Genomic DNA, 12,419 nt, shown 5'->3' on the forward strand with positions numbered 1-12,419 from the left:
GGGTCCGACAGCCGGTCCGCTGGCCGCGAACACCTCTGCCCGTGAGGGCCGCGGTCGAGCAGACTCGACGCATGATCGATCGAGTGGCGGTGCTGTCCGACATCCACGGTGTGCTGCCCGCGCTGGACGCGGTGCTGGCCGAGCCGGACGTGGCAGGCGCGGACCGGATCGTGCTGACCGGCGATGTCGCGGCCGGGCCGCAGCCGGTGGAGGTGCTCGACCGGCTCGGCGCGCTCGGTGACCGGGCGGTGTGGGTCAACGGCAACGCCGATCGCGAGCTGGTGCAGCTGGCGCGCGGCGGTGGCACGGACATCCCCGATCCGATCGCGCCGTGGTGCGCGGAGCAGCTGCGGTCCGACCAGGTGGACCTGCTGGCCGGACTGCCCGCGACGGCCCGGCTGGACGTCGCCGGGCTGGGGCCGGTCCTGTTCTGCCACGCCACCCCGCGCGACGACGAGGAGGTCGTGCTGGTGGACAGCTCGCTCGACCGCTGGGCCGAGGTGCTCGACGGCGTCACCGAGGCGACCGTCGTCTGCGGGCACACGCACATGCCGTTCAGCAGGCTGGTCGACCGGCGGCTGGTGGTCAACGCGGGCAGCGTCGGCATGCCGTACGGCTCGCCGGGCGCGCACTGGGTGCTGCTCGGCGGCACGGCGGGGCCCGCGGTGCAGCACCGGCGCACCCTGTTCGACGCGGAAGCCGCCGCGGACTCGATCGCGGCGGCGTCGACCTATCCGGACATCGAGGAGTGGGTGCGCTACTTCGTGCGCAACCCGCCGTCGGACGCCGAGGCGCTCAAGGTGTTCGCCCCGCGCGACGGCCGTGGAGCGTGACGGCCGAGCGATCCGGCGGCGAGGAAGGTCAGGTCGCGCACGGTGGACAGCTCCGGGCGGAGGGTGAATCCGCCGAGCAGGCGGGCGGCGGTCGCGACGCGCTGAGCTGGGCGCCTGCGCTCGCGGTCGAACTGGTGCAACGCGTGCGCGACGTCGTGGCCATCGGCGAGACGTGCGCCGAGGGCGACCCCGTCGACCAGGGCTTGGCACGCCCCCTGGCCGAGGTCGGCGGTCATCAGGTGGGCGGCGTCGCCGATCAGCACGGCGTTGCCGGCGACCAGGCTCGGCAGCCGCGGCGCGAGGTAGCGGATGGGGTAGCTCAGGATCTCCGCGCCGGCGCTGCGCTCGATCAGCGACGGGATCGGGTCGCACCAGTCGCCGAACAGTTCACGCAGCTGGACCACCGGTTCGCCGACGAGGCCGCCTTCCGGGACGCGGATCGGGGCGTACCAGTTGGTTGAACCGCCCTCGGCGGGCGTGACGCCGAACTTGCGTCCCCGCCCGAACACCTCCTGGCTGACCTCGCCGCCGGATGGCACCATGCCGATCCACGCGGAGTAGCCCGAGTAACGCGGCCGGTGCGCGGCGCCGAACCGCGCTCGGCGCACCGCGCTGCCGATGCCGTCCGCGCCGATGACCACGTCGTATTCGGCACACAGGTCGGCGACGTCGGCCGGTTCAACTGGCTGACCCGTGCGCAGCAGCGCCGTCGGCAGGGCGTCGCGAAGCAGGCTGATCAACGCGGCTCGCGAGATCAACACGGGCAGGTCACCGGTCCGGCGTTCGAGGCGGCCGACGTCGAGCCGCGCGAGCGTCCGGCCGTCCGACCGGCGGAACCGCATCTCCCGCTGCGCGACGCCGGTGCGCCGCACGCGCTCGCCCAGCCCGATCGCGTCGAGCGCGTGCAACGCGGCCGGCCACATGCCGAGCGCGGTGCCCCGGCCTTCGACGCGCGGGCGGCGTTCGAAGACCGTCACGTCCAGGTCCGCCTGGTTCAACCGGAGTGCGCAGGCGAGTCCGCCGATGCCGCCGCCGACCACCGCAACCGTTGTTGTCATGCGGACCACGCTACTACAGATGTAGTCACAGCTGTAGTGCTAGGTTGAGCCGGTGCCTCCAGACAACGAACGGCCGCGCCGTGACCAGGTGGTGGACGCGGCGATCACCGTGCTCGGCACCCAGGGCGCGCGCGGGCTGACCCATCGCGCGGTCGACGCGGAAGCCGGGCTGCCCGCGGGGACGACGTCGAACCACTTCCGCACCCGCGGAGCCCTGCTCGCCGGGGTGCTGGCGGGACTGGCCGAGCGTGACTTCGCCGTCGCCACCGAACTGGCGGACGAGGGGCTGGCCGAGGGCGCCGCCCGGTTCGCCCGGCACCTGGCCGGCCCGGACCGCGTCGCGACGCTCGCGCGCTACGCCCTGTTCCTGGAAGCGGCCTGGGACCCGCAGCTGCGGCTCCAGCTCGAGGCCGCCGGAGCCCGGGCGGCGGCGCCGCTGCACGCGCTGCTCGACGCCGCCGGGTCGACCCAGCGCGACCTGCACGCGAAGGTGCTGCTCGACCACATCGAGGGCATGGTGCTGCACGAACTGACCCGGCCGTCCGGCGACTTCCGGCCGGAGGAATCGCTCCGGCTGCTGGTCAGCGCACTGGGACTGACCGGTTCTCCCGGTACGACCGCCACATGATGCGCGCGGCGTAGGGCAGCAGGTCGCGTCCGCGCCGCCAGAGCCACGGGATGCCCTTCACCACCAGCCAGCCGACGTGCTGCACGGCACCGGCGTTCGCGCCGCCCGAGCACTCCAGGCTCACCGGCACGCGGATCTCCACCCCCGCCTCGGTGAGCAGTCCGGCGAACCCCTGCGCGAGCATCCGGTGCCCCAGCTCCGACGGGTGCAGCCGGTCCACGCTCCACGCGCTCAGCTCGTAGGCGCCGGGCAGGGTCATCAGGTCGAGGCACCGCAGGCCGCGGGCGGCGACCACGCCGTCGATCACCGCGTTCAGCTCGTCGATCCGCGCCCGCAGCGCCCGGTACAGCGAACCCGGCAGGCGGAAGACCCGGCCGTGGTCGTGGAAGCGCACCGGGATGACCACCGAGCCGACGGCGAGCAGTTCGCGCACCACGTGGTCGAGGTCGGCGGCGATGGCCGCGGCGTCGAAGTCGGAGCGCAGGGTGTCGTTCATGCCGACGATCAGCAGCACCACCTCGGGGCGGTGCGCCAGCGCGACCTCCAGCTGCTCGGTCCGCACGCAGCGCATCCGCGCACCGGTGAACGAGGCGTTCAGGTAGCCGTCCGGCTCGACGCCCAGCGCGTCGGCCACCAGCGGGCCGACCCCGCGCCAGGCCCCGCCCGGCAGCGGGTCGCCGAGGCCGACCGCGGTCGAGTCACCGAGCACGGCCAGCCGGGACACCCGGCGCGGAGCCGGTTCGGGAAAGTCGGGAACCTCGGATGCCAGGGTGAATTCATCACGCAGCACGGTCACAACGCAGACCTTCCGGCACCCAGGCTCATCCGTGGTGAGGACCGGGTAACGGCGTGAGGACGCCTCGGAGAACCCTCGGTGCGGTGCTAGCGGAACGCCGGGTACAGCGCCAGGCGCAGGCCGGGGCCGTGCCGCTCGTCCAGTGCGGCGGACACCTCCAGCGCGTGCGCGGCGACGTCGTCGAGCCCGGCGCGTTCGGCGTGCTTGCCCAGATCACTCCACCAGCTGACCAGTGCGGCTGCTCGGCTCGTCGGCGCGGCGCCGCGCTCGGGCGCCAGCCCGGGCAGCAGCTCCCAGGTCGCCAGCCAGACGCGCAGCAGCTGGCTCTCCAGCAGGTGCTCGGAGAGGATGTCGTCGTCGGCGAGCGCGGGCCACACCCCGGCGACCTCGGCGCGCCACGCGGCGACCATCGCCTCGCTCATGCCTGCGGGCAACGCCAGCGCGTACGGGCACGACGCGAACGGCACCCGCAGGTACGCGGCGTCGACCAGTGCACTGCGCACGCACCCGCGTTCGAAGTCGAGGAAGCGCACTCCCCCGCTGGTCGCGAGGTTGTTGTCCGGGCACAGCTCCACCGGGCTGAACGCGCGGTAACGCGGCGACGCGGCCAGCTCGGCGAGCTGCTCGGCGTGCCGGCGGACGGTGTCCGGGGTGTCCACACCGAGCAGTTCGGACAGCAGCGCGGGCAGCTGGGCCGACGCGAGCACCGGCGTGGTGTCGTCGCCGACGGCCCGGCCGCCGAGGCGGCGCAGCAGCGCGTTGAAGTCGGCTTCGCGGCCGGCGGTGTTGGCGTGCAGCCTGCCCAGCGAACGCGCCCAGGACAGCAGCGCGCGCTCGGCGGCTCTGGCATCGGCGCCACGCAGCCGGTCCTGCACGGTCGGCGCGCGGCCGAGGTCGTCGAGCACGAGGACCCGGTGGCCGCCGTCGTGCGCGACCAGCTCCGGGCACATGCGCTCGTCCTGGGCCAGCGCGGTGAACAGCTGGTAGCTGACCGCTTCCTGGGCGAACGGGTCCGCACCGCGCTCCGGCGGCTCGCCGGGGTAGTGCTTGATCACCAGCGTGCGCGGCAGCGCGAACGGCGAGGCCGCCACCCGGACGCGGACCACGGTGGCGGGGCCGGTGCCCCGCAAGTCCTCGGGGTCGACCAGGGGGATCGTGCTGCCGAACCGGTGGGCGAGGACGGCTTCACCCGCCCGGATCGCGGCTCCGAGCGCTTCGTCAGCCTCAGTGACCTTCATGGCTTCGCCGGCGGCAACCCTGGTGCCTGCCGAAACCACCGCCCTGCTACCCGATGTGTTCGTGGATTTCTTCGAAGTGTCCACAGTCATTGTCCCCGACCCTACTCGTGAGCGTGCGTGCCCGTCACCCGCGTGAGAGTGGACGTTCCGTGGAGGCCAAACGTTGTCCCCTGCGGCGCAGCATCAGCACAACGGCCGCCGCCACGACGATTCCTCCCAGGTTTATCACGAGCTGGATGACGGAACCGATACAGCGACCCCACTCGTTAAGTACGGCCGCGACCACCGCGTACCCGGCCGCCGGCACGGTGGTCACCGAGATGAACACCCCGACCAGCGCCGCCGACTTCGCCGAGGTCAGCGACAGCATGCCGGCCGCGCCGGCGAGCAGCGCGACGATCAGCGAGTACGGGCCGACCTGGTAGATGAAGTCCGCTTCGTGCTCACCGAGCAGGGAAGCCCGGTCGAACAGGCCGGTCGCCTCACCCACCACGGTGAACCCGAGGGTGAGCAGCATGGCGACCGGGAACCCGACCGCGAGCGCCGCGCCGGCGCGGCGCACCAGGTCCCACCGGCGCATCACCAGGCCGACGGCGATCGCGGCGAGCGGGCCGAACTCCGGGCCCACCACCATCGCGCCGACGAGGGTCACCGGCGAGTCGGTCACCACGCCGACCGCGGCCAGCATGCAGGCGATCGACAGGAAGCTGAGGAAGGTCACGTTGAGCCGCGACTCCTCACCCGTCCGGCTGAGCAGCTCCTGCCACACCACCGCGTCGGCGCCTTCGCCGGGCGCTTCCTCCTCCGCCTGGTCGGCGGAATCGGACAGCGCCGTGTCGATGACCTCGAGCGTGATGCCACCGGTGTGGTCGAGCTCGAGCACGCACAACGCGTCGATGATCTCGTCGGCCGCCTCGCGGGCGATGTCGGCCTCCACCACATCGCCCGCGGGGTCGACCGCGGCGTCCTTGATCAGCACGAGGTGCGTGGCTCCGCGATGCTCGGACAGCACTTCGAGCACGCGATCGGTCTTCTCCGGTGGCGAGACCGCACGCAGGTGCAGCACCGATTACGCCTTGGCGGGCGCCGGCTTCGCGTCCACGCCGGCTTCCTTGCGCTGCTCGGCGGTGATCGGCGCCGGTGCCGCGGTCAGCGGGTCGTACCCGCCGCCGGTCTTCGGGAAGGCGATCACGTCGCGCAGCGAGTCGGCACCGGCCAGCAGCATGGTGATGCGGTCCCAGCCGAAGGCGATGCCGCCGTGCGGCGGCGGGCCGAACTGGAAGGCGTCGAGCAGGAAGCCGAACTTCTCCTGGGCCTCCTCGGCGGACAGGCCCATCAGCTCGAACACGCGCTTCTGCACGTCGGCGCGGTGGATACGGATGGAGCCGCCGCCGATCTCGTTGCCGTTGCAGACGATGTCGTAGGCGTAGGCCAGTGCGTTGCCCGGGTCCTGCTCGAACTTGTCGATCCACTCCGGGGTCGGCGAGGTGAACGCGTGGTGCAGGGCGTTCCAGTTGCCGCCGCCGACTGCCACGTCGTCGGACTCGTCGGCCGCGACGAACATCGGGAAGTCGACCACCCACACCAGCGACCAGGCGTTCTCGTCGATCAGGCCGAGGCGGTGCCCGATCTCGACGCGGGCGGCGCCGAGCAGCGCCCTGGCCTCGCTGGGCTTGCCGGCGGCGAAGAACACGCAGTCGCCGGGCTTCGCGCCGACCGCGGCGGCGAGGCCATCGCGCTCGGCCTCGGACAGGTTCTTCGCGACCGGGCCGCCGAGCGTGCCGTCCTCGTTGAACAGCACGTAGGCGAGGCCGCGGTGGCCGCGCTGCTTGGCGAACTCCTGCCAGCCGTCGAGCGTGCGGCGCGGCTGGCTCGCGCCACCGGCCATCACCACGGCACCGACGTACGGCGCCTGGAACACCCGGAACGGGGTGTCGGCGAAGTACTCGGTCATCTCGGTCAGTTCGAGGTCGAAGCGCAGGTCCGGCTTGTCCGAGCCGTACTTCGCCATGGCCTCGGCGTAGCTGAGGCGGCGGAACGGCCGGGGCAGTTCGACGTCGATCAGCTTCCACAGCGCGCTGACGATGTCCTCGCCGAGCGCGATCACGTCGTCCTGCTCGACGAAGCTCATCTCGATGTCGAGCTGGGTGAACTCGGGCTGGCGGTCGGCGCGGAAGTCCTCGTCGCGGTAGCAGCGGGCGATCTGGTAGTACCGCTCCAGCCCGCCGACCATGAGCAGCTGCTTGAACAGCTGCGGTGACTGCGGCAGCGCGTACCAGGAGCCGGGCTTGAGCCGGGCGGGGATGACGAAGTCGCGGGCGCCCTCGGGGGTGGACCGGGTCATGGTCGGGGTCTCGACCTCGACGAAGTCCTGGGCGTGCAGCACCTCGCGGGCCACCCGGTTCACCTCGCTGCGCAGGCGCATGGCCTTCGCCGGGCCGCTGCGCCGCAGGTCGAGGTAGCGGTGCTTGAGGCGGACCTCCTCACCGACGTCGACCCGGTCGTCGATCGGGAAGGGCAGCACGGCCGACTCGGAGAGCACCTCGAGTTCGGTCACCAGCACCTCGATGGCGCCGGTGGGGATCTCGGCGTTCTCGTTGCCTGCCGGGCGCGCGGAGACCTCGCCGGTGACGCGGAGGCAGAACTCCGAGCGCAGGCTGTGGGCGCGCTCGGCCATCTCGCCTTCGCGGAAGACGACCTGGGCGACTCCGCTGGCGTCGCGGAGGTCGATGAAGATCACGCCGCCGTGATCGCGCCGACGGGCCACCCAGCCGGTGAGGACTACGGTCTGGCCGGCGTGCTCGGCACGCAGGGTGCCGGCGTTGTGGGTGCGAAGCACTGCGGTTGCTCTCCTCGGACGTGGCTCGTCTGGCGATTCAGCAGGGGATTTCCCCGGCAATAGAGGCTAACGAACCACCGGCGGCACGGCTGAGGCAGGTCAGCCGCCGCCCGGCTGCAGCGGGAAGAGCGGTTCCTGGCGCGGGGTGCGCGACGCCCGCCGCTGGACGGGGAGGTCGTCCACCTGGTTGACCGGACCGGCGGCGCCTGGCTCGCTCGTGCGGAAGACGTTCGAGTCGAGGCCGTGCCGCCGCCTCAGGCGGGCGAACCGCGCGGACAGCTGCTTGCGGTAGGCGGCCTTGGCGTAGCTGCCGCGTCCGTACAGCTCGCGGTACAGCGGGACGAGCGCGGGGTATTCGACCGCCAGCCAGCGCGCGAACCATTCACGCGCGCCGGGACGCAGGTGCAGGGCGATCGCGGTCACGCTGGTTGCACCGGCCGCGGCGATCGCGGCGAGCACGCCGTCCAGTGCTTCGTCGGAATCGGTCAGGCCCGGCAGGATCGGGGCCACCAGCACCCCGCACGGCAGGCCGGCGTCGCGGATGCGGCGCACCAGCTCCAGCCGCGCCTGCGGGCTCGGGGTGCCGGGTTCGAGCCGCTGCTGGAGTTCCCGGTCGAGCAGGGCGATCGACACGCTCAACCCGACCGGTACCTCGGTGCTCACCGAGGACAGCAGCGGCAGGTCCCTGGTCAGCACGGTGCCCTTGGTCAGGATGGAGAACGGCGTGCCCGAATCGGCGAGCGCGGAGATGATGCCGGGCATCAGCCGGTACCGGCCTTCGGCGCGCTGGTACGGGTCGGTGTTGGTGCCCATCGCGACGTGCTCGCGGGTCCAGCCGGGTTTGCGCAGCTGGGCGGCCAGCACCTCGGGTGCGTTGATCTTGACCACCACCTGGCTGTCGAAGTCCTTGCCGGCGTCGAAGTCCAGGTAGGTGTGCGTCTTGCGGGCGAAGCAGTTGTGGCTGACCACGCCGTTCGCGATGAAGTCGCCGCTTTCGGTGGTCAGGTCGTACATCGGGATGTCCCGGCCGAGGTCCTCGATCCGCGCCACCCCCAGCCGCGCGGGCAGCTCGGCGCTGTACAGGCTGATGCCGACCAGTTGCTCGCCCACCGTCAGGTGCGGCCGCGCAGTTGGCCCGGGGCGATCGGCGGTGACGTGCCGCCAGCCGCGCTCGGTCAGGAACCGGTGGTCACCGCTGGCGATCAGCTCGACGCCGTTCTCCAGCACCACGCGGTACGCCCGGTTGACCGTGGCCCAGTGCGCGAGCACGCGCGTGGCCGTGCCGCGCCGGTGCCCCTGGTGCGCGCGGGTGCCGAAGACCTCGTCACCGACCTCGATCTCCTCGAGCCGCTTGAGTTCGCCGTCGGCCATCAGCACCTCGGTGTCGCCGGCGAGGCAGTAGGTGCACGCGTGGGAGCAGCCCCGGTACGGGTTGACCGTCCAGCTGAACGGCACCGCGGACGAGCCGGGAACCTTGTTCAGCACCGACCGCGCCCGCACCTCGTGGAAGGTCACCCCGGCGAATTCGGGTGAGGTGACCGAGCGCACCAGCCCGGCCAGCCCCAGTCCCGGAATGATCTGCTCGCCCTCGCCACCGACCCGCTGTCTGTCCCACCGCACCCCCAGAGTCGAACACACGTTCGAAGCCGTGTCAAACCCCAGGCGTGCCGGGAAATCGGGTCGCGGGGCGGGCACGGGTGTACCTAGGTTGACCGGATGCCGGACCCGATCTTCGCCCACCCCCGCCTCGCCCGGATCTACGACGCCTTCGACGGCGAGCGCGACGACCTGGCCACCTATCTCGCGATCGCCGAGGAGGTCGGTGCGCAGCGCGTGCTCGACCTCGGCTGCGGTACGGGCTCGCTGGCCGTCCTGCTCGCTGAACGCGGCCGCACGGTCATCGGCGCCGATCCGGCCGCGGCCTCGCTCGAGGTCGCGAAAGCCAAGCCGCACAACGGAAGCATCACCTGGCTCCACGGCGACGCCAGCACGTTGCCCGCCCTCGACGCCGACCTGGCGGTGATGACCGCGAACGTGGCGCAGGTCTTTCTCACCGACGACGAATGGACGCGAACCCTGCGAGGGATCCACGCCGCACTACGACCGCACGGACACCTCGCGTTCGAAACCAGGCGTCCCGAACGACGGGCGTGGGAGGACTGGGCCGCCGACCCGGCGCACGCCGTGCTCGACCTGCCCGGGATCGGGCGCGTGGAGCACACGCGGGAGGTCACCTCGGTGGACCTGCCACTGGTCTCCTTCCGCCACAGCTACCGCTTCCACGCCGACGGCACGGTGCTCACCTCCGACTCGACGCTCCGGTTCCGCGGGCGTGACGAGGTGGAGTCGAGTCTGACCGACCACGGTTACCGGGTACTGGACGTGCGGGACGCCCCGGACCGGCCCGGTCGCGAATACGTCTTCCTCGCCCAGCGCACGTCCTGACTCAGAGCAGGTCGTACCGCCAGTCGTTGCACTGCATGAACCGCCCGGGCGGGTACTCGAACTCGCAGGGTGCGACGAAGACGAAGCCCGCCTTGCGGCACAACGCGTTCGACGGCGCGTTGTGCACCGACGGATAGGCGTGCACCACGGTGAACCGCGCTTGCTCACGCGCGCTCATCATGGTCAGCCGCACCGCCCGTGCCGCGACACCCCGGCCCCGGAACTCCGGAAGCACTCCCCAGCCGGTTTCGTACACCTCCTTTCCCAGCCGGGTTCGCTTCCAGTAGCCCACGGTGCCCGCCAGTTCGTCGCCGAACCGGATCCGGAACATGCGGTCCACCGATTCGGGACGCGCGGTGTCCTGGTAGCGCCGCTGCCGGTTGAGCAGCTTCTCCTCCGTTTCCGGACCGCCCGTGTGCGCGGTCATTTCCGGCGTGTTGGCCCGCCGGAGCAGCCACAGATCTTCGGCCGTCCACGGCTCGATGCGCACTTCCGGCTCCGGGCGCAGCAGATCGCGCAACAGCGCCTGCTCCCGTCGCCACGGCCCAGCGGCTTCACCTGCCTCCCACAGTTCGGCGAGTTCGGACTCCGGGCCGGTCACCCGCGCCAGGGCGCGGGCGGCCGATTCCCGGTACTGCTCGTGCATCGGCGGCACCGGGAATTCCGGCCCGCCACTGAGATCGGCGGCTGCGCCGCCCCGCTGCCCGGCCGCGACCAACGCTGCCGCCGCGACCGCTCTCTCCCCCGTTCCGGCGTCCAGCCAGCCGGTCGAATCCGCCGCAGCCACCAGGGCGCGGTGGATGACCTCCGGCCGGAACGCCTGGTCCACTTCGTCCAGCTCCGCGGCGAACGTGCGCGCCACGTCGTTGTCGAAGGGACCGGTGTCCCAGGTACCCATGCCCGGCAGGGTCGCACGCGGCACCGACAGTTTCAGCGCAGTGCCGATCCGGCGGTCGGGTGCAGCACCAGCACCTGCTGTTCGGCACCCAGGCCGACCCGCTCGCGCCAGTCCTGCTTGCGAGCCGTGTCCAAGTCGTCGAACCGCGAGAACCAGACGAACACCCGCTCGCCTTCGCGCACCGGCAGCGCCGGGAAGTTGTTCTCCGCGACCAGGGTTTCGAACGACGCCAGCGGCGGTTCGTCCAGCTCGGGCACCACCGATTCCTCGAAGAACGCGGCGAAGTCGCCGGTGTCCACCGGGCAGATCGTCGCCGTGTACACCCCGTCCGACGCCGTGGCGATCTGCGCGAACCCGGTGCCCGGCCGGGCCGGTCGAAGCAGCAGGACGTTGTCGGAATCGAGCATGGTGGCGTTCGCGGCCGGACCGTGTTCCGCCCAGATCGGGCCGCCGTAGAACTCGGTCAGCGCGGCGGCCCGCGACGGCAGGTCCGGGAAACCGCGCAGCCAGACGAACCGGTCGGGGTCGTCGGCGTCGCGGAACTGGCCGAGCACCCGCATCCCGCACGCCTCCTGGCCGGTGACGAACTCGCGGTCGAACAACTCGACGAGCTCGTCACGCCGGCCGGGACGCAGGGTGTACTGGCGCAGTTCGAGCACAGGAAGGTTCATGGCGCGCAGGCTAGGGCCGGATCACTGACACCTTCTGTCAGTGATCCGGCCATCACGCCAGTGACGGCAGCAGGTCGTCGAACTCGGCGACGAACCGGTCCACCATCCGGACCTCCTCGTGGTCCAGCCGGTGCCCCGGCTCCCGGCAGTGCGCGCTGGCGAACAGCCCGCGCCGCACGGAGATCAGCTTCTCCGCGGCCACGATCAGCTCGGTGTCGAGCATCCAGTACGAGATGTAGGGCAGCAGCCGCCGGTACAACTGCATGCCGCCGGTCTCGTCGCCCTCGCTGAACCGCCGCCACAGCTCGACGTAGACCTCGGTGAACGAGCAGCCGGGCTGCGTGCCGACCGCACCGCGGCGGATCGCGTCGGGCAGGTGCACCCCGGCGTACCCCTCGACCGCGGGCAGCGGCGGATCGGCGGCGGCCAGCTCCTCGATCAGCGCACCCGGTGGACTGGATTCGACCTTCACCAGCGCCAGGTTCGGGTGCTCGCGGGCGAGCGCGCACAGCGTGGCGCCGTCGAGGCTGGTGCCGGTCTCCGCGGGCGCGTACTGCAGGACCACCGGCGTCGGGGCGACCGCGGCGAGCACCGCGCGCACGTGCGCCACGACCGACCGCCGTGACGGCGCCAGGAAGTGCGGCGGCAGCAGGTTGATCAGGTCGGCCCCGGCGGCGACCGCGTCGACCGCGCGCTGCACGGCGAGCCGGGTGGCGTGGTCCTGCACCGCGATGATCGCCGAAACCTCCGGGCGCGTGGCGGTCTCCTCCAGCAGGATGCCGGTCAGCAGCTGCCGCTCCCACTCCCCCAGCTTGTGGAACTCCGAGGCGAACCCGGGGAACATCACGCTGCCCACCCCGGTCCCCAGCACGTACCCCACCACGCGCCGGAACCCCGGCACGTCCAGGTCGCCGTTGTCGGCGAAGGGCACCTCCAGCACCGGCGACACCCCGCGCACCGGCGGCCGCAGCACGCCCTCCTCCTCGGTGCGCACCTCCGCGATCGTCATCCCC

General features: G+C 72.0%; 12 protein-coding genes. 3 read left to right on the forward strand and 9 right to left on the reverse strand.

Annotation, left to right across the window (positions count from 1 at the left end):
- Nucleotides 1–71: 71 nt before the first annotated feature.
- Nucleotides 72–833: a metallophosphoesterase family protein gene (locus AC07EG_RS08775; RefSeq protein ID WP_478252424.1), complete on the forward strand. Its 762-nt coding sequence runs from the start codon at nt 72–74 to the stop codon at nt 831–833.
- Here AC07EG_RS08775 and AC07EG_RS08780 read toward each other — a convergent pair.
- Nucleotides 758–1,891, reverse strand: coding sequence for an FAD-dependent oxidoreductase (locus AC07EG_RS08780; protein ID WP_478252425.1), 1,134 nt, complete (start codon nt 1,889–1,891; stop codon nt 758–760). The two genes, AC07EG_RS08775 and AC07EG_RS08780, sit on opposite strands and share 76 nt — an antisense overlap.
- Before the next feature lie 52 nt (nt 1,892–1,943).
- On the opposite strand from AC07EG_RS08780, the gene AC07EG_RS08785 reads away from it, so the two are divergent.
- Nucleotides 1,944–2,519 carry a TetR/AcrR family transcriptional regulator gene (locus tag AC07EG_RS08785; RefSeq protein WP_478252426.1) on the forward strand — a complete coding sequence of 192 codons (576 nt, stop codon included), beginning with the start codon at nt 1,944–1,946 and terminating at the stop codon, nt 2,517–2,519.
- Here the strand turns inward: AC07EG_RS08785 and AC07EG_RS08790 are convergent.
- The 5 genes from AC07EG_RS08790 to AC07EG_RS08810 all read right to left on the reverse strand — a co-directional run bounded on the left by AC07EG_RS08790 (nt 2,473) and on the right by AC07EG_RS08810 (nt 9,012).
- Nucleotides 2,473–3,315, reverse strand: coding sequence for an SGNH/GDSL hydrolase family protein (locus tag AC07EG_RS08790; protein ID WP_478252427.1), 843 nt, complete (start codon nt 3,313–3,315; stop codon nt 2,473–2,475). The two genes, AC07EG_RS08785 and AC07EG_RS08790, sit on opposite strands and share 47 nt — an antisense overlap.
- Before the next feature lie 86 nt (nt 3,316–3,401).
- Nucleotides 3,402–4,643, reverse strand: coding sequence for a phosphotransferase (locus AC07EG_RS08795; RefSeq protein ID WP_478252428.1), 1,242 nt, complete (start codon nt 4,641–4,643; stop codon nt 3,402–3,404).
- 34 nt (nt 4,644–4,677) lie between these two features.
- Nucleotides 4,678–5,619 carry a DUF389 domain-containing protein gene (locus tag AC07EG_RS08800; protein WP_478252429.1) on the reverse strand — a complete coding sequence of 314 codons (942 nt, stop codon included), beginning with the start codon at nt 5,617–5,619 and terminating at the stop codon, nt 4,678–4,680.
- Nucleotides 5,620–5,622: 3 nt separating this feature from the next.
- Complete coding sequence (gene aspS / locus AC07EG_RS08805; RefSeq protein WP_478252430.1) at nt 5,623–7,392, reverse strand: aspartate--tRNA ligase; 1,770 nt, start codon at nt 7,390–7,392, stop codon at nt 5,623–5,625.
- A 99-nt stretch (nt 7,393–7,491) separates the two neighbouring features.
- A complete protein-coding gene (locus AC07EG_RS08810; protein ID WP_478252431.1) occupies nt 7,492–9,012 on the reverse strand; it encodes an Rv2578c family radical SAM protein in 1,521 nt (506 codons plus the stop codon).
- A 96-nt stretch (nt 9,013–9,108) separates the two neighbouring features.
- Here AC07EG_RS08810 and AC07EG_RS08815 point away from each other — a divergent pair, with 96 nt between their 5' ends.
- Nucleotides 9,109–9,837 (forward strand): class I SAM-dependent methyltransferase, encoded by a 729-nt coding sequence (locus AC07EG_RS08815; protein ID WP_478252432.1) that lies wholly within the window; start codon nt 9,109–9,111, stop codon nt 9,835–9,837.
- Nucleotide 9,838: 1 nt separating this feature from the next.
- On the opposite strand, the gene AC07EG_RS08820 is transcribed toward AC07EG_RS08815, so the two are convergent.
- From AC07EG_RS08820 to AC07EG_RS08830, 3 genes are read right to left on the reverse strand one after another with little or no spacing between them, the layout of a single operon-like run.
- Nucleotides 9,839–10,735: a GNAT family N-acetyltransferase gene (locus AC07EG_RS08820; RefSeq protein WP_478252433.1), complete on the reverse strand. Its 897-nt coding sequence runs from the start codon at nt 10,733–10,735 to the stop codon at nt 9,839–9,841.
- 32 nt (nt 10,736–10,767) lie between these two features.
- Nucleotides 10,768–11,406, reverse strand: coding sequence for an NIPSNAP family protein (locus AC07EG_RS08825; RefSeq protein ID WP_478252434.1), 639 nt, complete (start codon nt 11,404–11,406; stop codon nt 10,768–10,770).
- Nucleotides 11,407–11,458: 52 nt separating this feature from the next.
- A complete protein-coding gene (locus AC07EG_RS08830; RefSeq protein ID WP_478252435.1) occupies nt 11,459–12,415 on the reverse strand; it encodes a dihydrodipicolinate synthase family protein in 957 nt (318 codons plus the stop codon).
- Nucleotides 12,416–12,419 lie beyond the last annotated feature (4 nt).

Source organism: Amycolatopsis sp. NPDC045836, from assembly GCF_056431745.1.

Excerpts from the sequence above, each read along its gene's own strand:
- AC07EG_RS08795 (WP_478252428.1), bottom strand. The coding sequence starts at position 4,643 with ATGACTGTGGACACTTCGAAGAAATCCACGAACACATCGGGTAGCAGG.
- AC07EG_RS08775 (WP_478252424.1), top strand. The coding sequence starts at position 72 with ATGATCGATCGAGTGGCGGTGCTGTCCGACATCCACGGTGTGCTGCCC.
- AC07EG_RS08780 (WP_478252425.1), bottom strand. The coding sequence starts at position 1,891 with ATGACAACAACGGTTGCGGTGGTCGGCGGCGGCATCGGCGGACTCGCC.
- AC07EG_RS08820 (WP_478252433.1), bottom strand. The coding sequence starts at position 10,735 with ATGGGTACCTGGGACACCGGTCCCTTCGACAACGACGTGGCGCGCACG.
- AC07EG_RS08830 (WP_478252435.1), bottom strand. The coding sequence starts at position 12,415 with ATGACGATCGCGGAGGTGCGCACCGAGGAGGAGGGCGTGCTGCGGCCG.
- AC07EG_RS08815 (WP_478252432.1), top strand. The coding sequence starts at position 9,109 with ATGCCGGACCCGATCTTCGCCCACCCCCGCCTCGCCCGGATCTACGAC.
- AC07EG_RS08825 (WP_478252434.1), bottom strand. The coding sequence starts at position 11,406 with ATGAACCTTCCTGTGCTCGAACTGCGCCAGTACACCCTGCGTCCCGGC.